This window comes from Lysinibacillus sp. 38-6, from assembly GCF_046245175.1.
Classification (GTDB): Bacteria; Bacillota; Bacilli; order Bacillales_A; family Planococcaceae; genus Lysinibacillus.
Map to the genome: position 1 here is coordinate 1,266,767 of NZ_CP176417.1, position 21,863 is coordinate 1,288,629.

23 protein-coding genes are annotated in these 21,863 nt (G+C 33.0%); 4 read left to right on the forward strand and 19 right to left on the reverse strand.

Translation table 11 applies throughout. The annotated features are described in order from the left end of the window. Positions 1-224 precede the first annotated feature (224 nt). From ACKVEV_RS06540 to ACKVEV_RS06610, 15 genes are all read right to left on the reverse strand, one after another. The gene (locus ACKVEV_RS06540; protein ID WP_409369595.1) at positions 225-833 is read right to left on the reverse strand and encodes a YpjP family protein; all 609 of its coding nucleotides are present in this window, start codon (positions 831-833) and stop codon (positions 225-227) included. Positions 834-1,107: 274 nt separating this feature from the next. Continuing rightward, the gene (locus ACKVEV_RS06545) at positions 1,108-1,983 is read right to left on the reverse strand and encodes a nucleotidyl transferase AbiEii/AbiGii toxin family protein (RefSeq protein WP_409369596.1); all 876 of its coding nucleotides are present in this window, start codon (positions 1,981-1,983) and stop codon (positions 1,108-1,110) included. Between the two features lie 617 nt (positions 1,984-2,600). Then, positions 2,601-3,392, reverse strand: a complete 792-nt coding sequence (locus tag ACKVEV_RS06550; protein ID WP_409369597.1) for a class I SAM-dependent methyltransferase — start codon at positions 3,390-3,392, stop codon at positions 2,601-2,603. After that, positions 3,380-3,811: a BrxA/BrxB family bacilliredoxin gene (locus tag ACKVEV_RS06555; protein WP_409369598.1), complete on the reverse strand. Its 432-nt coding sequence runs from the start codon at positions 3,809-3,811 to the stop codon at positions 3,380-3,382. The genes ACKVEV_RS06550 and ACKVEV_RS06555 overlap by 13 nt, the downstream gene beginning before the upstream one ends. Positions 3,812-4,290: 479 nt before the next feature. Continuing rightward, a complete protein-coding gene (locus ACKVEV_RS06560; protein ID WP_409369599.1) occupies positions 4,291-4,818 on the reverse strand; it encodes an SMI1/KNR4 family protein in 528 nt (175 codons plus the stop codon). A 368-nt stretch (positions 4,819-5,186) separates the two neighbouring features. Next, a complete protein-coding gene (locus ACKVEV_RS06565) occupies positions 5,187-6,164 on the reverse strand; it encodes an alpha/beta fold hydrolase (RefSeq protein WP_409369600.1) in 978 nt (325 codons plus the stop codon). A gap of 373 nt (positions 6,165-6,537) precedes the next feature. Beyond that, positions 6,538-6,837 (reverse strand): hypothetical protein, encoded by a 300-nt coding sequence (locus tag ACKVEV_RS06570; protein ID WP_409369601.1) that lies wholly within the window; start codon positions 6,835-6,837, stop codon positions 6,538-6,540. A 547-nt stretch (positions 6,838-7,384) separates the two neighbouring features. Next, complete coding sequence (locus tag ACKVEV_RS06575; RefSeq protein WP_409369602.1) at positions 7,385-7,756, reverse strand: hypothetical protein; 372 nt, start codon at positions 7,754-7,756, stop codon at positions 7,385-7,387. 276 nt (positions 7,757-8,032) lie between these two features. Then, positions 8,033-8,824, reverse strand: coding sequence for a phosphotransferase (locus ACKVEV_RS06580; RefSeq protein WP_409369603.1), 792 nt, complete (start codon positions 8,822-8,824; stop codon positions 8,033-8,035). 285 nt (positions 8,825-9,109) lie between these two features. Next, positions 9,110-9,268: a hypothetical protein gene (locus ACKVEV_RS06585; RefSeq protein ID WP_409369604.1), complete on the reverse strand. Its 159-nt coding sequence runs from the start codon at positions 9,266-9,268 to the stop codon at positions 9,110-9,112. A gap of 705 nt (positions 9,269-9,973) precedes the next feature. After that, a complete protein-coding gene (locus tag ACKVEV_RS06590; RefSeq protein WP_409369605.1) occupies positions 9,974-10,339 on the reverse strand; it encodes a hypothetical protein in 366 nt (121 codons plus the stop codon). Between the two features lie 483 nt (positions 10,340-10,822). Next, the gene (locus ACKVEV_RS06595; protein WP_409369606.1) at positions 10,823-11,584 is read right to left on the reverse strand and encodes a glucose 1-dehydrogenase; all 762 of its coding nucleotides are present in this window, start codon (positions 11,582-11,584) and stop codon (positions 10,823-10,825) included. Between the two features lie 281 nt (positions 11,585-11,865). Further along, the gene (locus tag ACKVEV_RS06600) at positions 11,866-12,246 is read right to left on the reverse strand and encodes a DUF4830 domain-containing protein (protein ID WP_409369607.1); all 381 of its coding nucleotides are present in this window, start codon (positions 12,244-12,246) and stop codon (positions 11,866-11,868) included. A 310-nt stretch (positions 12,247-12,556) separates the two neighbouring features. After that, complete coding sequence (locus tag ACKVEV_RS06605; protein WP_409369608.1) at positions 12,557-13,627, reverse strand: DUF4085 family protein; 1,071 nt, start codon at positions 13,625-13,627, stop codon at positions 12,557-12,559. Positions 13,628-13,912: 285 nt separating this feature from the next. Then, positions 13,913-15,145: a S41 family peptidase gene (locus ACKVEV_RS06610; RefSeq protein ID WP_409369609.1), complete on the reverse strand. Its 1,233-nt coding sequence runs from the start codon at positions 15,143-15,145 to the stop codon at positions 13,913-13,915. A gap of 722 nt (positions 15,146-15,867) precedes the next feature. Here ACKVEV_RS06610 and ACKVEV_RS06615 point away from each other — a divergent pair. The 3 genes from ACKVEV_RS06615 (at position 15,868) to ACKVEV_RS06625 (ending at position 17,455) form a co-directional block, all read left to right on the forward strand. After that, entirely contained in the window at positions 15,868-16,302 is a 435-nt protein-coding gene (locus tag ACKVEV_RS06615; protein ID WP_409369610.1) for a hypothetical protein, read from the forward strand. 353 nt (positions 16,303-16,655) lie between these two features. Continuing rightward, positions 16,656-16,799, forward strand: coding sequence for a YjcZ family sporulation protein (locus tag ACKVEV_RS06620; RefSeq protein ID WP_409369611.1), 144 nt, complete (start codon positions 16,656-16,658; stop codon positions 16,797-16,799). 314 nt (positions 16,800-17,113) lie between these two features. Further along, positions 17,114-17,455: a hypothetical protein gene (locus ACKVEV_RS06625; RefSeq protein ID WP_409369612.1), complete on the forward strand. Its 342-nt coding sequence runs from the start codon at positions 17,114-17,116 to the stop codon at positions 17,453-17,455. Positions 17,456-17,809: 354 nt separating this feature from the next. Here ACKVEV_RS06625 and ACKVEV_RS06630 read toward each other — a convergent pair whose 3' ends face one another. From ACKVEV_RS06630 to ACKVEV_RS06645, 4 genes are all read right to left on the reverse strand, one after another. Continuing rightward, positions 17,810-17,983, reverse strand: a complete 174-nt coding sequence (locus ACKVEV_RS06630; RefSeq protein WP_409369613.1) for a sporulation protein Cse60 — start codon at positions 17,981-17,983, stop codon at positions 17,810-17,812. Positions 17,984-18,407: 424 nt separating this feature from the next. Next, positions 18,408-18,695 carry a translation initiation factor 2 gene (locus tag ACKVEV_RS06635; RefSeq protein WP_409369614.1) on the reverse strand — a complete coding sequence of 96 codons (288 nt, stop codon included), beginning with the start codon at positions 18,693-18,695 and terminating at the stop codon, positions 18,408-18,410. A 445-nt stretch (positions 18,696-19,140) separates the two neighbouring features. Beyond that, on the reverse strand, positions 19,141-19,797 hold the full coding sequence (locus ACKVEV_RS06640; RefSeq protein WP_409369615.1) for a Type 1 glutamine amidotransferase-like domain-containing protein: 657 nt from the start codon (positions 19,795-19,797) through the stop codon (positions 19,141-19,143). A 697-nt stretch (positions 19,798-20,494) separates the two neighbouring features. Continuing rightward, on the reverse strand, positions 20,495-20,716 hold the full coding sequence (locus tag ACKVEV_RS06645; protein WP_409369616.1) for a hypothetical protein: 222 nt from the start codon (positions 20,714-20,716) through the stop codon (positions 20,495-20,497). Positions 20,717-21,283: 567 nt separating this feature from the next. Between ACKVEV_RS06645 and ACKVEV_RS06650 the strand changes: the two genes are divergently transcribed. Next, entirely contained in the window at positions 21,284-21,673 is a 390-nt protein-coding gene (locus ACKVEV_RS06650; RefSeq protein WP_409369617.1) for a spore coat protein, read from the forward strand. The last annotated feature ends 190 nt before the right edge of the window (positions 21,674-21,863 follow it).

Consider the following 21,863-nt stretch of genomic DNA (forward strand, 5'->3'; position numbering starts at 1 on the left):
AATTAGAGGTAAGAAAAAATTAAATGTCCAATACGATATGAAGAGAATTAAGGATTATAAAAAATTTAAAAAGAGGATTTGGGGGTCTTTTAAGTTATATATTCTAATAAATCACCTTCCCGAATTACATTTCAATTTCATTTTTCGTGATTATCTACAAAGATTGATATATCAGCGATTTCGCACAAAAAACACTCGTATTCAATACGAGTGTTTCGGGTATACTATGATAACCACTTTGGTGGTGTATTTTTTTCCCAGTAAATATCGCCAAGATTATTGTGCGCCATAAAGTCATCGTCGGCACTGTGGTAATGGAAATTATAGTAGTAGCCTTCTTGTGGACGCTTTTCAGTACGGACATGGAAGCGAATTAAATCTTGTCCCGTTACGTTATTAACGATGTTAAAGATTTTCTCTCCGTAGTTTCCACTTGGCTTTTCTGTAATTGTTAGATTCGCCAATGATCCATCATCTACGTTTGCAACAGTCATTGCGATGGCCTCTTCCATTTTAGGGAAGATAATGGCATCAAATTCATTGCTAATTTTAGGGCCGATTTTTGTACCAAACTTCATATACGATTGCTCTTTCGCTGCATCAACAAGGAGTGCGCCATAATCAATCGCTTCCTGTTGTATTTCGGTCGCTTCATCTGCTATTGCTTCTGGTTCAGCTGCTAGCGCAGTGCCTGTCCCAGGTGAAGGACCAATCGAGGCACGATTGGACTGGTTATGATCGAATGCATCCCAAATTTCATGTGTTGGCGTAATTAATCCAAATGTTAAAAACGCAACCATGATGACGATACTTTTTTGAACCCACTTTTTCATTAATTAACACCTTCTCTTTTATGTACAATTTGGTAATTCTACTTATAATATAATACGTCACAGCCAATAAAAGGTTTCATAATTCTATATTTCATTGTACAATAATTTATGAATAATGTGTCGTTTTTTAAAAGGAGGTACAAAATATGTCAATCTTAATGGGTATTGGTCTTTTATTAATGTTAGGTTATTTAACTTCTTTATGCTTCACGAACTAATTCATATTTTTTAAAAAAATCCGCGACTTTATTAGAGCTCGCGGATTTTTCATTTTTTATTGCCATTTACATAGCTTGTAATCCCAATTTTTGAAAAATTCACGCTCTACGATTAGTTCTGCATATATTGGTCCTAGCCATTGCTGGACAAGCGTTTGCACTTTATCAAAAGACAGATCCGTTAATTGTTGCCATACTTTGAATTTAGACGCGTCTAAACTTATTTGTTTAGAAAACACCGCTGGGTATTTTTCAATTGTCGTTTTTTGTCGGTCGAAGGTGTCGAAAATCACTTCTTGTAATACACGACCTTCAAAATTTTGTGTAGTTGCTAATAAATAAATATCATAATAATCTTTAAGAGATTGTTCTAATGCTGGATATTTATAAATAGTGTTAAATTTATGTGCAATAATGAGCTCTAGAGGATACGCCAGTAGCTCCATTGTTGTACTACCTAGTAATGTCGGTATTACAATCATTTTTGGTGTCATGGGAATCGTATTAATAATGCACACCTTGATTTCTATGTATGTTGTGATTGTTCCTAATTGTGCAGGAATGTGAATATGCACTTCATCATCGCTAGTAGAAATCACGATTCCATCACGATCAAAATGAATGCCATCTTCTGGTACTATTACCGCACAAATCTCTTTGAAAGCATGTTTAATAATACTTTCTTTATTAGCCACTTTTTTTGCACATAATGTCATGCCGGTAGCGGATTTTGCCATATTATTCGCTACTATACCAACTACATAATCATCATACAGTAAATATTGATCTTCATAGGAAGAAGCGGCCAGGCGCACTAATAGCCTTTCTTGAGCATAGCTCGTTACTAGTACATCCAAGCTTTTCTGTTGTTTTTGTGCCACTTCGGTTAATTGATCCAATACACTAATTGGTTGCGTTTGTACAGGTTTCATATGCCACCCTCACCTCAATCTTTTTTCAGAATTTTTCAATCAAATTATCATCTATTTGATTTTTGAAAAAACTCTTGCGTTCATTATTACTTATTTTCCCACAATAGTAAACGGTAATATAATCCATGATAGATTGTCGTTTTATGTCGTATTTTAGGAGATTTGCACAAAAAATACACCTTGCTTTTTCAATAAGCAGGTGCAGTATTGTAGAATAAATTAGACAAGGGGTAGTCTCGCTGTTGCGAAACTACCCCTTTAGTATTTAATAGGTAACATTTCTGTAAATTGTAAAGTCTCAACCCAATCATCTGGGGAATATTATTTCGAAACATCTTTGTTTCATCACCGCGGTAAAATTCCACTGTGTGCCTTCTAACTTAAGCAACGCAAACCCAACCTTCTTTTGCGTCCTTGCAGCCCCAAAGCATGCGCCAGTGTGAATAAGTATCCTAAAAAACAAAAAGCAGAATGCCAGATTACTGAAATTTGCTACCCAAAATAGCACGTTTATTAGTTTAGCATAATCTATCGTAATTGTAAATACTGAATTTTAATTAATAAAAGAGAACAGACTTCAATGTAAGTCTGTTCCAAGAGTTTGTTATTTAAAGGGTTTATGATTTCTCAATCACACCATAATGAAATTTAGATGTTAAACGTGTTAATCTTGAAAACTGATATTTCTCAAACCACGTTGATCGATAGTGAGCCTTTAACACAACACGTTTTTTGGCAACCCTTTTCGCTTCTGTCACCCATTCATCGGTTAATGTAACATGGGCTCCAGCTGTACGCAGTGCTTGAAAATTATTTGATTCCTCAATCTTTTCCTCAAACATTGGATCCATATACACTACATCAAAGGCATTGTCAGGTTGATGTTTTAAATAATCGATAGCTTCCGCTTGCACCACTTCAATTTGTCGCATGCATGCCGTTAATGGCAGTTCGGATGTATCATAGGTATCCATACCGTGTGCCACAATAAACGCTACATTCGGATTGGCCTCTAGCCCAACCACACGGCCGGAATCCCCAACAATAAAAGCTGCTAACATCGCATCCGCGCCTAAACCTAGCGTACAATCTAATATGGTATCATTTTTTTCTAGTTGAACCGCATGTAAAAATGGCTCTACTTCACCACGCGCCACTCGCTTCAAGCGAAATGCCGCTGAATTCGGATGGAAGAAAAAAGGCTCATCTGCGCCATATGGGTAATATTCATAACGATTTTTCCCCGCAACAATAACATTTGCCTGTTGCTCTTCGGAAATTTTACGAACTGAACGCTTATTCCGAGGTACAAACGTCACACGTAATGCCTCACACACAAAATGAGCGAGCGCCATCGACAAGTCGTCTGGTCTGCCCGCTGTAGTCACAATCGTTGTTACTTCTCGCATGTCTGCTCTAAAACACCTGTTAAATGCGCAGTAATTTGCTCCACTGGAAAACCTTCGATTTGTTCACGTGGAATAAAGTATGCCAATTCGCCATCTTTTAAAATCGCCATCGATGGTGAACTTGGTGGCACATCCTCAAAATAGCCACGCATAGCAGCAGTTGCTTCAGGATCTTGCCCAGCAAATACCGTTACCAAATTATCCGGTTTTACCACTACTACCGCTTCACGAGCCGCCGGACGAGCAAGCCCCGCCGCACATCCACAAACTGAATTGATGACCACTAACGATGTCCCTTTAGCTTGCGCCATAAATTCATTAACAGCATCCGCCGTTGTCAATTCACTAAATCCAGCCTCCACTAACTCTTCACGCATCGGCTTCACTACCTGTTTCATATATTCGTCGTAAGCATTCATGCTTTTACCCTCTTTCATATGTAATCACAAAGCCCATTATAGCAAGGTTTTTCACACTTGTATAATGTTTCGATTTCACCGATATTCACCTGTATTAAGATTTTTGGTTGCTTTTTTGTTGCTTTGGTTGCTTTTTTGGGGTGTAAAAAAATGACTGTACCAAGTAATATTCATACTTCTAAATTTATATTTATTCAAATCAGAACATATTAGAAGTGTAGAAGTTTATTTTTAATATTTGATTTATTAAAAAATAGTGGTATCTGTTTCACCCTATACCTCCACTTTTCAGGTACACTGGGGTACAAAAAATATAAAATTATATATTACTTAGCAGCTGCGAAATATAAATAATCATTCAATTTGGTGTGTAACTTCATTAAAAAGTGTAATTGTCTTTATTAAATTATTTATTAGAACTTATTTGATAAAGACAGCCTATATTGAAGTGGTCTTATTTGTTTAATACTTGCTGTCATTTAACTTTCTTCATTCAAACAAACTTCTATAAATTCATATAAATTTTTTGCTTCAATTGAACGATTGCCATAATCATGGTAAAAATATAGCACTTGTCCAAATATTCCAGCCTCAGTTGGATCGGTGTCAAGACAAAGATAATCTCCTCCTCCATTTTCAGCAATGGGAATCCACTTTTTATTCCAGAGAAATGGTTTAACCTCAGCACCATAATTAATATCAGGCATTATGTCATCAGGATCAAATTCTTCCTGTAGAAACTCCCAGTTTTTAATAATTTCCGAAATTGGAGAGAGTGTTAAATTTCTAACAAAAGGCTCTACTCCTAAATCCCAAACTTGTCCATTATAAACACTATAAAAACTTTTCATTTCTTCTGGGAGATAAACTCCTATAGTGCTTTCAATTAGTTGTAACTCTTCAACTGTTGCACTTGGTTGAAGGTTTAGTGCTTCTTTAAAATTAATCTCTTGGTTTGAGCCTTTTTCAATTATACGTTCCCATAGTAATTCAGCTTGTTTTATCATGCTCAAACTCCTTCTGTTAATCGATTTGTATTTCTATTTATCTCTCTACTTTAATAATACTCTATACCAACTTCAGTTGGCTAAATATTTCCATTTATTATTTCAACCAATTATTTAACGCTGGTTCACCTTGGACTATTTATTGTCGAAGGCTATTACGTTCGTTCAACCAAAATAAAATATCAAAAAAACCCACTCATTTTTGAGCACAATCCGATTAACTGATACGTAGTCGTCACGCCATTTTGTATAACTTTAAAATATGAAGCTTGAATTAACGTTTTATATATTTTTTATACTTTCTAAATCCTTTTGAACTAACGTGCTTAATTCCTGAACATTAGTACTACATAATAGTTAATTATTCGCTATTGATGATTTATACTTTCTATAAACTTTTCAGATTCCTTAGCTATTTGCTCATAGTCAATACTATGAACATAGTGCGATGAATCTAACTCAATTAATTTACCATTATTAATCATACTTATGAAGTCTTCTTGAATTCCATTCCATGTTTTATTATCAAAACCAGTTCCTTCACCATTCGATGTAAACAAAAGTATCGGAATGTTTGGTATTCCAACTTTTTTAACATTTTGTGCATTTGGTTTTATATTGTTTATTTCGTTGACCATATCTTTAGTTAACGTTCTTCGATAAAAAATTGCTTTATACAACTTTTTCTCTTTATCCGTTAAATTCCCATGTTTTATTGCGTCACTTTGCGAAAGATTCGGAATCCATCTGGTTAAACCTGTATTTGCAGCTAAAGCACATAATCGAACAAGGAACATATTGATATCTAATTCTTCATATACAGCTGGAACTGCCATATCTAATCCAATAATAGCTTTTATTTCATCAGGGTAGTCTTGCGCCCATTTTAATGCTTCGATGCCAGACATAGAATGAGGAAATAAAATATATGGTCCTTTAACACCAGATTTAATAAGAGCTTCTTTTGTTTCAGCTAGAATTGTATCAATGTCTCGATCAATATTTGTGATTTCGCTAAATCCATATCCTGCCTTTTCAACAACAACGATTTTATATTTATCACTTAGCAAGGAATACAGTGATTTAAAATCTAATGCAGGTGAGCTCGTGCCACCACCAGACATAAAAACAAGAGTAGCTTTTCCTTTTCCTTCTGTATAAACGTGCATTTGATGACCATTAACTTCTACAAGTTGCCCAATCGGAACAAATAGTTCTTCTTCTTTTGACAATTGTATTTTATGATTTATAAAACTCACAGAAAGAATCAACACAAAAACCAAAATAATTACTACAAATATTATTAACATAATACGTTTAATCCTCATTTCTTGTTCGACACCCATATTCTTAATTCTGTTAAAAATTTTCATTTAACTTATTCTACAAAGAAATCTCTTAATAAAGTATACTTTAAATACCTAAATACCCCAACTTAGTTTTATAACGGAAACACTCTGGCTCATATGAGTTGAAGTTTCATCCTTTAATTAGTTGCGCGTCGTTAACAGTTAAGATTACTTGACATTAGAGGAATTTTAAAAATTTAAAATTATTAATACTCAGCTAGTCAAACTCCTCTTTGCATAAAAAACTGAATAAAAAATGTTATAAGAAAGGTCACAAACGTTGATTTAACAACATTCGTGACTTTTTGGTGTACGTCCAAGCTTTAATTTGGGAACGTTATTTTGAATGAAATTGCATAATTTATAACCATTAAAACCTAATTGTTTTTTTAGGCAGTGTCTTTGGAACTTCTATAAACCTCGCGACATTCTTGCCTTTATTATATTTCACCTTGTTCAGCCAATAAATAAAAGCATCTGTACGGTAAGAAACACCATAAGTAACATTTCCTTCTTCCTCTTCTTCAAACCAATAAGGATGTTGGTTCTGTCTATCAAAAAGCCAATCCCAAAATTCCTCTTGTAATCGATTAATATTTCTCCCTACTTTTGCAGGACAAATCATATACTCTATGTCATCTTCATAATCAAATCCGACTTTAACAATCATATTCCATCCTCCCTTTCTATTTAGCTAAATTTTGCTAGACGTAGATTTATTATTTTTTGACGCACCTATAACAACATTCATGACTTTTTGGTGTACGCCCAAACTTGCATTTGGGACCGTTATTAAGTTTATTTATGTATTCGTTATAACTCCCAGTTGAACTAATATGTGGTGTTATTGTCTCTTTTCAACAAATAACAAATTAGTGTTGCCAATGGACCTAATACAAGTGAAAATAAGAACCAATTAAACCCCGTTCTATTCTTCCCTTGTGCAAGTGCAACATTTATCAATGCCAATGTACCCAACCTAGGAAGTATTGGTTATCCATCCTCTGTCCCCTCTATTAAATTTAAATATACTGCAACGTTAGATAAAAAAAGCACCTAGGAATGTTTGGGATATTTCTTTACTTACCGATGTGAATCAGAATAACTACAGTCTATAGCCATTTAATGAAATCGAGCGCTGATCCTTATTACAGAATCGCACCAGATTGAAGAAGAACGTTTTTCTATGTTCCAAACTTAAACTTCCCTTATTTACGTTAAGTTGAATAGTCTTGTCCAACAATAACTTTCCAACCCGTTTTTTGCTTCTTAACAGGGAAAGTGAGTTTAGTTAAATTCCCCTTATCAACCACTTCAATAGTGACTTCAAACTCCGTTTCATTTACCTTATTAAGCTCTACTATTTTAGTATCTGTAATATCTGAATCTATAGTTGAATATTGCTTTTTCTGCTCATCTTTATCTGGAAATCTTACATCATCGGCATATTTTATTATTGATGATATATCATTTGTTTCTACAGCCTCTAAGTAATTACTTACAAGGGTTTTAACTTCTTCATCGGTTTTAGCTGAACAACCAACTATAAATAATAACAATAAAATCCCCAAAACTATTAGTTTCCTCATAAAATCACTCCATTTTACACAAATAAGTATAATTATAACATTAATGTTTAAATTAAACTGATGAATAGTGCAATTGAGTCTCTACTTGTTGAAGAAAGGTCCCTAATCCGTCATTTGGTAGCTCTCCTAAAAAAATTGTTATTCAACCATCTGGCCTTTATGAAACCGAGCGCTGATTCTTGTTACAGAATCGCGCCCGATTGCGGAAGATCGTTATATTTGTATTTTGGCTACACTTTTATTCCTGAAAAGCCCCCGTTCAACAGAAACCTACCTTTAAATCCACTCTTTACTATGTTGATGTATGAATTTAATATCGTATTGATAATGTTCAAGATGCCCTTCATCTACCATTTTTTGAAAAGATGTGTCGCCTTCATTGGCTTTTCTTGCAATTGTTTTACATAACCCTTCTAATCGTAGCAATACCATTTCCAAATAATCGTTTTTTATTTCCTCACCGTAAGATTCAAAAAACAATCTAACTCTTCGTTTTATATGGTTAGCATGCTGTAATGAATTATAATAAATTTTCTCACCTGTTTCAGTAAGATAAAATCTACTTAAGGGGACGCAAGTATAAAGAGTATAAGCTATGTCCCAAAGTCTTGGACCAGGTCCAGCAACATCAAAATCAATAATGCCTGTTGGTCTTTTATCCTTAAAAATAATATTGTATAGAGCAAAATCATTATGGCATAGTACCTCATATGGTCGAGGAGTGTTATCTATCGATTTCCAACTATCGTCAAATGAAAAATCACTCACAGAATTATGATAAAGACGAAGCATTTTTCCTATTTCAAATAAGACATCATCAGACCGCATGTATTCTTTTAAAGGATAATGACCAGCTTCTCCTTCAATAAATGATAAGATCTCTCTTCCTTTTTCATCAATACCTAAAAACTTTGGAGCATAACTGAAATCTCTGTTCTCCAAATGCTTTAATAACTTATGAATTTTGGGACTATCTGGCTTTAATTCTCGTCTTACGGTATTTCCCGAACGATAAACGTTAGAGACATTCCCTCCTGTTAGCGCTTCTTCTTTTTCAAGGTTTGACATCTTAATATTCCTCCCCAATACGACTTTCGATAAACCGTAATACGTCCTGTTTTTCAGCCATGTATGTCCCACATTCTGCCAAGCGCTGTTCGATCGAAGTTCTGTTTTGTCCTAATATTTAATATTTGATAAATATCGAGGTAGGAAAACTTTATTACACCGTCCTACTCCCAATTTTACAAGATAAATTTTTAATAACCTGAAATTTAACATCTATAACATTAATAATATCTTTTACTTCTGTAACATGTACTCACTTTTGTGAGATATCTTTTTGATAACTTATTAATTATCTCGACTGTTCTTTTTTAAAAGCTCGATAATTTCTTTATTTTGTTCAACTTGAATAGTACTATTTACTTTTATGATTCTAATCCATAGTGTTATTGCTATTACTAAAAATGGAAATATAAAAATAAATGCTGTAATGAGATCTTCTTTCATTTTTCTATCCAGCTCCTTTTTATTTTAGGATTATTATCATTATACCTAAATCTGATAAATATGGTATAAAAGTAAAATTTAGTAACAGCTGAGTGTAAGTCTTTTTCGTTTATTACTCTATTGAGATATAAATGCAGAGTTAGCTTACTCTAGCAACCACGGCAGAGCTACACCAAGTCAAATATGAATTCAAATTTGTTTTTTAGTGTCTTGCTCCGAGCTTACCTCAAATTTCATTTACTTTGGGTTTTTGAATCCGAAAATTTTGGTTTAGTATTCAATATAGTGTTTGGAATAACTTATCAACTTAATACTAAAAAGAGAAAATTATATCTATTTTCAGTTTTTCTTCAAAATATCTCGAAAGTTTATATATCGATGTATTTTTCACTTTTCGCGTTAACAAGAGACTGAAAATGACTAATTTTACTATCTTTAACCAATTTTGGGCTGTAGCGTGTGTCGACGCTATGAAAATAAAGAAGTAACCTGCAAGTCCTGCAGCTATAGTTCATTCGGTAAAGGAGCTTCATTTAAGGTTACTTAACCACAAAATTAGTTTTCGTATTGAAGCTGGAGAATCCTTTTTTCCTTGTTCGCTTCCTCATTTTAAAGTGGATTCAAAACTTATAGTTGATATCACTTTCTCCCATTGTAAAAAAAGACATTCCATTATTTAAGGAATGTCTTTTTAACTTGAAGTATTTATCTGTATAATTCTAACTCATGCAATAAATAGGTTTCGATTTTATTTATAGTTAGCGCCAACTCTTTATGGAAAGTATCCTCTCCATTTTCATAAACGATAGATAGTAAATACTTATTGTCACCTTCAAATATTTTTTCGAACTCTTTTATAAACTCTTCAACTTTTGGATTGCCGGGTGTTACGGATTGAAAGATAGTTTTAAATACATTAAAGTCGCTATAGGCATTATTTAAAAAATAGAGTGCTAGCATTTTATCTGAATTAACATAGGTTTTAACATAATTTAGATTTTGTTTTAATTTCTTTAATGCATTAATTAGATTTGAAGTTTGTTTAAACATATTTGATGAATTACTATACATCTTATCCACCTCCCAATTCAATAATAAGACAAAAAATATCAAATTGGAATATTTCTATACAAATTCTGCTCTCAAAAGTAAGTGCTGGTAGTTCAGCAGTATTGGAGTACTGCTCAATACTTACCTTTTATAAAGAAATACAACGTCATATGTCGATATAAATTTTGGGTTCTAACCAAGGGATGTTCCAAATGCAATAATTAAACACGCATTTGCCCAGACTGCGTGGCTTGTTGCAATTTCACTTACTGCGACTACATTCATTTCATCACCAATCATTTGCCCTATCCTATTAAAGTTTAGTGTTATGTGAACTACCCGTGAGACAGTAACAAATTTTTGTCCCTCCCAATAGCTCTCACAACATAAAAAAGCACCCATTTCACTGGGCGCTTTAAGTCTTTAGCTATTTTTCTACTACAAGTGCACTCATTGCATTTCTTGCTTAACGCAAACAAGCCTCGTAATGAATTTACTTAGCGTTTACTCTGCTGTTACTCCACCATCAATTGCTAAGTTTACACCAGTGATATAAGATGCTTGATCAGAACATAACCATACAGCTGCATTTGCTTGTTCTTCTGGACGTCCCATACGCCCCATCGGAATTTTATCTTCAAATGCTGCTGCTTGTTCTGGCGCATCTTTCATCCAATGTTCTACAGCTGCTGTGATTGTCATACCAGGACAAATCGAGTTTACACGAATACCTTTTTTACCATACTCTAGTGCGACTGCCTTTGTTAAACCATTGATAGCCCATTTTGAAGCACTCATCATGGCTAAGTTTGGAGCCCCAACTAAGCCAGAAGTCGATGAAGTGTTTACAATTGCGCCTCCACCAGTTTCAAGCATCGCTTTCGTTTCATGCTTTAAACAATAGTACATGCCTGTCGTTGTAACTCCCTGCACTCTATTCCAGTCAGCCGTTTCTGTTTCTGAGATTGGTTTAGATACAGCTCCAACTCCAGCGTTATTATGTGCCCAGTCTAATCGACCATAGTGTTCTATTGTTTTTTCAATTAAATTAATTACTTGATCTTCAAAAGATACGTCACAATGTATATAAATTGCTTCTCCGCCAGCTTCCTTAATTAATTGAACAGTTTCATTTCCTTTTTCATCATCAAAATCTGAAACAACCACTTTTGCGCCTTCTGCTGCAAATTTCAGTGCACTTGCTCGACCAATCCCATAACCACCAGCAGTTACAATACCAACCTTATCTTGCATTAATTTACTCATATCTTTTCCCCCAAAAAAGTTATTAATCAATCGTTTTTAGTATACCAGTAAATAGTATATCATTAAACCTTTTTTGTACTTAAAGACACAATCTGAAAAGTATGATTAAAAAATGTCCTCACGGCATTAATTAAAACAAGCTTGATTAAAAGCTAATTAAATTAATGTCCCATAAGAAAAATCATACTATTATTACTTTTTAATGGAGGTTCAAAATTGATTTGGGAACCTTATTAAGTGTAAATTATTTTTTACATTCATTTTTTAGAGCTAATAAGGGGTTATTCATCCGTTATTCTGTCATCATCTTCCAGATTTAATATGCCTGGTGTCGCATTTTTTATTTTTCCAACTGAGCCTATGATTTCTCCGTTGTGCTCGTATAAAATAGCTTGAATATTGTCGCCTTCTATATCTTTCTCATGTAATTCATATGTCATTACAACTAACTCTTTACCTACATAATTTTCAAGAAAAGAATATTGATCAGTGTTATAAAAAACTAACGAGTCCTTAGATAATTCAATTGTTTTCTTTGTATCAAAAGCTTTAATTGACCAACCTAACGCCTCTAAATATAGTCTATGTTTTTCGTTTATTTTTTCATTATTACAAGCTATTAAAATAAACAGAAGGCTCAAAATCGTCGTTATTTTTTTCATGATTCTCTCCCAATTCACTTTTGACTAGCAAGTTATTCTGCGTGTCTTTATGTTAATTCAAAAGCCATTGATAATGTATGATTTTTTAGCTTATATGAAATAAACATAATGGAACTAAAATACCTACTCGCGCAGATTATAAATTCCCTTCAACATTCTGATCCTTAAGTGAACACGAGCATTCCAGAAGGTACTGCGCACGATTGCAGTACAGTAATATTCAAGTATAGCCCCTATAATTGAAGTAGAATAACGCGTTATAAGCAGTCTTATCTCGATTTGTCAGGGAAAGTCTTAAACAGCATGCTTCTTATTCCCTAATCCATTTCAGTTTTACATCATCTTCCAGACAACCTAGTTGATCGAAATGACTAGCAATAATACCAAAGTACAGATTGTCATCTGTGCTTTTATCGACTTTACGTAGCGCAGCATTCACGATATATGCAGCGCCTTCTCCTAGTGCATAAATTGTGTTGAAGGCACGTACTCGTATATTTTGTTCTACATCAAAAATTGCACATAACAATTCATCAATCGGAATAGGCTCACTAAAATGAGCATATGGATCTTCATAAGTAGCACAATAAATTCGCTCTTTCGCCTCCTCAAACGTATCTCCAAGAAGAACTTCTCCAGCAAAAATCCCATTATCCGTTTGTGAAAGAGTAGCTAAATGAATCTCGACAAATTCCCTATCTTTTACAATAAAGTATTTGTCATTTAGATTTAGCGCAATAACATAATCCTCCCACGTAGCGACTTCTCCAGGTTCTATATAAACCGCAGGACGATACAAGTATTTTGCTGTCACATCTTTGAAGCAAATTGTCCATTCAGCATAGGGGCTACCAAAACTTGATAAAACGCGTAAGGCATATCTATCTTCGATCTTTATAAGCTCGTCATACACGTAAAAGCCCTCTAAATGGCCTGCTGTTTCTACATCATGAAAAACTAATTGTATGATTGACTCGACTGTAAACCCGCCACTCATATCTAATAGAAGCATAAAATTTTTTCCTTGTTGCTCAGCACTTAAAATTTTTCCATCATGAAATGATTGTGAAAAAACGGTTTGTGCAGACGGATGCAAGCGATCAACAATTGCTTCCCGCTTTTGGTGAACAACCTTACTGTTAGTTGTGAACTGCTCAATTGTCATATTGCACCATTCTTCAAACCCTTCCATTAAAATGGCATTTTGGAATAAAGTTCGTTCGCTAATTTCAGGCTGAAACTTTTGTGGTAAGACATCTCTATACTCGGCTAAACGTTCATATAAATAATCTTCAAATTCTTTATCGAACTCTTCCTCAAATGGATATGTATGAGCTGCATCGAAAACTTCCTGTCGTTCACGTGTTAAGAAAAACATCATTCCACTCCTTTTTAATTGTACAGCAAAAATTTTTTAACTATAAATGGATGGCGTTCCAAAAACAATAAAGCAAGGTCCTATTTGCTTCATTTTGCAAACCTTTTACCCAAATGTTAAATAGCCGTGCTATTGTTTTTTGAATGTCTATAAACAGAAAAAATACTCGCTACTCTTGTCATGAAGGACTGAAAAAAATAATGTACATAAGAAAAGTCACATGCGTTGATTTAACAACAATATGTGACAAGCTTTCATTTGGAAGGTTAGTTCGTATATCAATATTTGTTATTCAGTCGACTTACATAATTTTAATACGTAATTTAAATCTACATCATTTTTCAAATGTTCAGGTGTCCAAGGAATATGAATATGTGGTATTACACCTGTTTCATTACAATGATATTTTTCGTTCAATTTAGAAGTACTATATATAAATTCATAGTCACCGTAATCTTTAGTTACAACATTATAGTAATCGATAATGCCCATTGTAGCTCTACCAACGACCGTTACTTTAGGCGATTTTTTAGTGTTTTTCACAAATGTATCTCCCGAGCTACCACAAGTCACATCGGATAATATATACACATTTTTTGGATACTCTCTACCATTAATTAGATAGTCGATTTCTTGATGAAGTGATAACAACCCTTGCCCGCTATAAGTTTGATATTTTTCAATTTCCATTTCAATCCATTTTTTTGTTTCATCATCTAGCGGTTGTTGTAAATAATTTTTTAAAGTAGTAATCCATAAATTACAATTGTTTTCAGTAAAGTTTATATATGAAACTTCATCTGGTTCGAACAGTGTTGAGAAGTATATTTTTTGATCAAATAAATAATCTAAAAGTGGGAAATAAAATAAATCATTTCCGCCAATATTTAGACGTACGTCGATGATTAGGTTAGGTGCTTCGTTTAATTCTTTAAAATTATCTTGCACGATTTTTTGAATTGGTTCACTTTGTGTGAAATCCGTAATTTTTATATAATTAGTATATGAGTTTAGCTGTTTAAATGAATATTCAGGACAATAAGCAGGTTTTGGGTATTCCTTTAAATCGATTTCATATATTTGACTCTTTCGTTGAATTTTTATTGAATTAACAAATGTTAATGCTTTATTCCATGATTGTCTTTCATGAATACTGTCATTTAAAACTTTATATTGCTCTTTTGCAATTTCTTCAATTGAACGTCCATCCAATGCTAAAATTGCATCCCCAATTTGTAAACGCTGTTCGCCTTGAATCTCTGTTACATAAAGTGCATTTTGAAAACGACGTACTTTAAATCCTTTAAACGGAATTGTATTGTTTTTTTTAGTAAATATTAGATGACCATCATTAAAATCTAACAAATAGTTTTCTACGGTTTGTACAAACTCTTCTTCATCCATTTCATCCGTAATACGATAATGATTAGGACAGTTAATATGTTTTTTATCTAAAAACCCTGCATAATCCTTTGATATAATGGCTACAATGTCCTGAAATATTTCTGTTTTTGTATGCAATTAATCACCCCTAACATAAATTCTTTTATACCACATTATACATTAATTAACATTTATATACAGTATATAGGTGGAATAAAATCTTAGAAACCAACTAATTACTCTTTCGTAAAGATCCCGTTATTTCGGTTAGTAGATAGCTATTTTTTAGACGTTATTAAAAACTAAATTGAAGAAACCCAAACATATTCGGTAAAATAAAGATCAAAAATAGTCCTGAAAACGAGAAGGTTATAAATCTCTTTTTATCTATACCGAGTCTTAATTCCCAGAGTCCTAGACACACTAAGTACAATCCTAACAACATGCTGATCATTGGTAGTAATACTAAATAAATACTCATTTCATTTTCTCCTTTAATGATTATGTTTTATATGAATCACTTTGAACTACTATACTTCACAATCTCCACGTCCAATTATCTTGTATTTTATTCATTACTTGTAATTGCGGCATGGTTATTGTTTTAAAATGGGGTTTCACCTATAACAAACGGTAGAAATACGGCGTACATTGCAACGATTTCCTCATTTGTTCCCTCCTTTCATTTCCATTTATTATATTTTAACATAATTTTCTAACTTAAATTGGAAGCATTATGCAAGAATGTGAACCGATCATTGAACTACCTATGCGATTAATTTAAGTAAAACGAATGGATATGCATAAAACTTTCATATTGGCAGATAACAAGAACAACTACGGAAAGGATTTATAAACAATTGAGAAAAATACTAATTATTGCGTTCTTTTTAATGAGTTTACTTGGTATAAATTCTGCTTTTGCTAAGACTGATATTGAATATTTCCGACTTGATCAACCACCGAGTGTAATCGAGTTAGCGTTTTTACGTGAATTAGGTCAATCAATTCTTGAAACAATGGCTTCCTATGGTGATAATCATTTATTTGAATTTGCAAGAATCGAAAAGATTGAACGAAATAGAGAAAATGACTTTTATGATGTTAGTTTAAGGGTGATTTCGTTTGAAGGTGCACACAGTCCACCATATAAACTAATTAACATCACTTTTCGTATACCTCCTGGATTACCTTCAGAAAAGTATAAAGTCATTTCAAACAAGGCAGTTATTTCTTATAAGGTTCAAAGCATTACCCCTGAAGAAGTGGATAAGTTATCTAAATTCACGAATTAACGCACAAACGATTACTGAACAATTTATCAAAGGTGCTTTTAATACGCCTCCCTACTTGTTGTTTTTTATTTACTACGTACTTGTTAATTTATTTTAAGTGCTACGTTTATTTTTAACGCCCTCAGGCAATTCACTATACAAACCTAGCATTCACATCATATTAATAGTAAGGTAAAGCTAATTTAGCTTTATGCCTCCTTTACTTTTTTTAAGGGTCACTCCATCCCAAGTGGCCCTTTTTACTTTCTTATCTTATCTAGGTATATTTTTTTATTTCACTAGCTAAATGGTTTAACACCCCACTCCTTCTTATTAGCTAACATATTATAAATTGTAGAAAGGAGGTGTGTTTTATGAGTTACTATGGTGGAAATGTTGGTGGTATTGAAAACGGTGGCTATAACAGCGGCGGTTATGGTAATGGTTCACAGTTTGTATTAGTTGTTGTACTATTTATTCTTTTAATTATTGTCGGTGCTACTTTCATCTCATACTAAACTTTAAAATTCCGATTGAAGGGTCGCCTCCCAGGACGGTGACCCTTTTTCTTTTCTTTCTTCATATTGTTCAGTAAAATTTTGTTCCTCAAAAGTATATCTTCCCCCTCAAAAGCCCTCTCTCCCTAATCTTTAGGTTATTACACATTCCATTTTACGAAACATTTTCTTAAACGAACTCTCTCTAGTTTACAATTCTCTTTTTTATTTTACCAAATGTTGAAAAAACGGAAATTTTGAAAGTATGCAATTCTTACAATGCTTATGATACTATTAAATTAGTTAAATTTACCACATTTTTAAGGAGCGTATTTATGACTATTGAAGAAAAGATAATACAATGTACTAAAGAAACACTCGTTGATCTAGTAAACGTTCGTTATGAAAAACTTAAAGAAGAGAATAAAATTAACGATGAAACTGAAAAGTTGCTAAAAGAAGTTATTTCAATGCAAGGTACTCTCACTTTGCCACCTAGTGATGAAAACATGGACATAGATGTGTACGAATACAATGATAAAAGTGGTTTTGTCTCTGAAGTACGCTATTTATGGTTTGATAATGAAGAAATCCCCATAGTACTTTATTGCGAAGCTAAAACAAATGATGAAAAAACTCAAGTAACTGAATTTTATATCGAAACAATTGATGCATAGGAAAAAGAAGTATAATCTAGCCTCTTTCTCGGTGCCCGACTGCTTCATTTAAAACGGTTGATTGAGGTGCTGTGCTGCTGAAAAGTGAATCAGCTGTTCTTTGCATAGAAAACTAAATTAATATTGTTATTAAAAAAAGTCACAAACGTTGATTGAACAACATTAGTGACTTTTTGTTATACTGCCCAACTTGCAATATGGCACATTCGTTAGAATTTTGTTCTCTAAAGAAATACAGCGTTGTTTATTTAGCAATCACATCAAACTGCTGAATAATAGGAAGATAATTTCCTATCTACATCGAAAAATGTGTTCTTCTTGGACTACCCTATAACGTTCCCAATACCTAGCACATCATTTATAAATTATCATTGCCGAATAAACTAAAGGTAAACCTAAGCTATTCAAAACACTAGCAGAATACTTGATATCAATAATTTCATGTTCTTGAAGTTCTTTTAAACATTCGTTCACTTTATTTTCGAAATCTTGTTTTTTTCGACTATCAATAACTTTAATTTTAGTCATCTATCACACACCCCCCACTCTAATACTAGTAAAAATGGCAGTGATTGTCATTGTAACAACATGATAAAAAGCCTTACGGTACTCAATATAAGGCTTTCATCCGTCTATTAAATTTAAGTGGCAACTGTCGATAGATCACTAGCACCTGTAATAGAGCTACTGCACATTTATTTTGTAAAACGAAAGAGGAAGAACTTCACTTGATAACCACTTCTTCACTCCTTATTAAGCCCTATGTAACTTTGAGGTGATGCATACGTTTATAATAAAATACACCGATTAGTAATACTTTCCGTAATTTTTTAAAACACAGTTATCGTTAGGAATTTCCTTCATCATTTCAACCCATTTACATATTTTTTTATGTTATCCAATCTATTTTCTGGGCATAAGCAATGAATCGGAGCAAAATAATTGTAAGTAATCACCACCTAAACATTTTCTTGACTTGATTTAATTCATTTATTAAATCATCAATTTGTTTTTGCATTTTTTCTAACTGTTTTGATTGTCCATTCTGACTTTGTGGACTGTTATTATTGGATTGTTCTTTTTTTTCTAAAGCCTCTAATGCAATACCTGCAGCAACAGCAGTCAAACCATCTCCCAATGTCGCGATGCTAGCTCCAACAAACGCAAGTTTAGCGACATATAAATCTAAGGAGTCAGAAGATGGATTATTTTGATTGTTTTGATTTTTATCCTTCCCCAAGCTCTTACCTCCTTCATTTCAAGATACATCCTAAATCATTATATGCTCGCAATACTTAAAGAGATAATTAATATTTCCCCTACATTTATGTATGTAAAGATCACTTATAACGAACTGAAATTATTAGCACACAGGCTGTTGTTAATCGGATACCCTTTGCTTTCGCTTCTACTCTTTTGGGTTGCAAAGCGGCGTGGGCAATGTAGTATTTAAGTTTAGGAAATTAAAATAATTTCCCGGGTAAGCGCAGGATACGACAAGTTTTACTGTTCTGTTCATTTTATTCATCAACTAAATCCGATTGAACGTCGAGAAGAATGTCATCGCAGCGTATATTAAATGAATCAGGGCTCCACCTGAATCTTGCTATCTAAAGAGTCCAATGAAAGGTTAACTTTGATTTTCAAGTAAATCTAGGTTTCCACTAAAAAGGTATTATTTATTACTAAAGCGTTTCATCCAATTTGTGAATTTGTGAGTGTGCAATTAAATATACATTGCCTAAAATATCGATTTTATTTCCCTTTACACGTACAGCACAATCTTTGTTCGAGGCATAAATATTCATCTCTTCCGAAAAGGAAGAGAGCTCGTCTTGAATCACTGCAATGTTATTTTCAAGATCAAAGTGAGACAGGACGCAAAAATTGTCAAGACCAATTCCATCGTAAAAAGAGCTTATTTCAACTTTATAACCAAAGTTTTTTGAGCATAACCATTTTGCGGACATGTTGATTGCTCCTGCACTTGCGCCCATCACAACGGCATTGCTTTTTTTAATCAAATCCGACAATTCATATTCCATCACAAATTCATTTTGTTTAAGTGTATCTCCACCCAACAAGAAAATGACCGACGCATTTTGAATAAAGGTTTGCGCATTTTCCTTTTGAACGCAATAATTAATTACATGATATTCCTCAAATATAATGCTTGCCTGATTGAGCCACGAGCGTTCAATAGCCCCAACTTCTTCATAATTAGATGGATTTGAGCTAATCATAACAAGCGATTTTCTATCCGTGATATCCTCTCGTAATACCCTAGCTAATTTCTCAGAAAAGAACTGGTTAAACCAACCTAAATAATAGTGAGTTTTCATATGTCCCCCTAATAAAATGTAAATATGTTCACGTGATAAATGTACCGTTTCATTTATGGATTCCCAGATACAAATTACATATTAACATAAATAACCAATTAAATTACAAAATAATTAGATAAATTAATTCCAATCCTCCTCTAGACTTACATTATTTAGATAAACTATTATTAAAATGAGGTGATACTTTGCGCGGCATTTTTAAATATCTAAAATACGTTGTTTTGTTTTATTTTACAGTAAGATTAATTAGATTTAGTCCAGACTATTTAGAGCCATTCATCCTTTATTTGTATCTTATTTTTGTAGGGTTCATTGCTATACTTAGCATACTTCAAGACTTTTTCAATCCTAGTAAAAAAACAGATATGATACTGCGTGTAGTCACAATTATTATTGCTTTTGGATTATTGATTGCATCCCATCTATATAAATCCACTCCATCCATTGTTTTTTCAATAGTAATGTTAATTGCATTTAGTTTTTCTTTATTTTCAGAAAAAAAGCAAGAGGATTAATACCTTTTGCTTTTTCCCTTCCCCACTAATTTATTTTTCTACTTTATAAACACCTATTAATATTATAGACCAGCTATCCTATCTGAGAGGCTACTGGAAAAGGGTAAACAAAAAAAGCCACTTAAAATGAATGGCTTTTGTTATGAGAATCTGGCTATAAAGTAAAAGAGTGAGTTTAATTACCACTTTTCATTATATTTATGCTCCTTAAAATGAATGTACTCTGTATTTTTGATTCTCGTCCACCCACTTATTGCATTGACAAGAATGATAAAGATGACAAATAAAACTGAACCCGCCATGTAATGACCTAAGAAAAAAGTCACAAACGCTACAGCGAAAAGTGATACTATTAAAACAATTCCTATGATTTGTAATTTCCCCTTCTTCTTATCATTCATAAACTCGACCTCCTAAAAATGGTTTTCCGTAACGTAAAACATGTTCATATAATTTATTTTACTATGTTTTTAAATCTTATACAAAAATATCTGAATAATTTAAACAACGAATCCAATGTTAAAAATATGACTACCTTTTCGAAGGATGTTCAGAAGAAAAGGAACTTCTTGTTTTTTCCATCGTTAGAGGAAGGAATTCATAAGACAACAGAGGTGTTAGCCCTTGTCCTTATCAAGAAAAATCAGTAGCGAAACGATTAGAGCAAAATCAAATTTCCACCCCTTTTGCCTCTTCATTTGTTCATTCCCCCCAAGTTTCTATATAAAGCTCCTAATAAATTGGTAGAAATGTTTGATAAGTAAGTTACTGTAACATTCTACTTCAAGTGACTTCAATCCTAGATAGTTTCTTTATCACTATTAAATTGATCTTAATAGGAAACAACATGACAAATGTTATATATCAAAATGGAATATTCACTATATCTTCGCTCTCCCTTCCTAAATGTCCAAAGAGAAGCATTTGATATGAATAAGATAGGAAATAGATAGGAGGTGATAGTTAAAATGGCATCATTTGAAATTGGAGCGAGAAGTCTTTTCAATTTTCGCAACGAACGCTTTTTTCTCTTAGTTGAGGATGAAATTACAATTCCAGAAAAAGGTGTGGAGATTGATCCAGTTAATATTTATGAGATTGATCAACAAACTTTCAATTTAATTCGAAATGAGGGAGATACGCCTGTTATTGTCCCACGCTTTACTCTTCCACCTGTACCACCTGGATTTAAATTAGAGCGGAAATGTATTTTCTCCGTCGATAATTCATATTTTGTAATTTATGATTTAGAAAATGGGACAGATAACAATGTCCTTTTAAGAATCAGTGCAGCTTTATTTAACTCATTAAGAAATTCTGGAGTTCGTGAATGTGTACCTCAAGATTTCATTAATTAGTATTAATTCAATGACTATAAAATTAGTAACATTGAATTTTAAAGTAAGTAATGTTCAGCAAGTTTTTACCTTGCTGAACATTTTCTTGCTATTACACTGCACTCCACACTAACCGAAACTGCTTTCTTACAAATTCTTTGCTGATTCAAAAAAAGCATCCTCAAAAGAGGATACTTTTAGTAATTTGAAA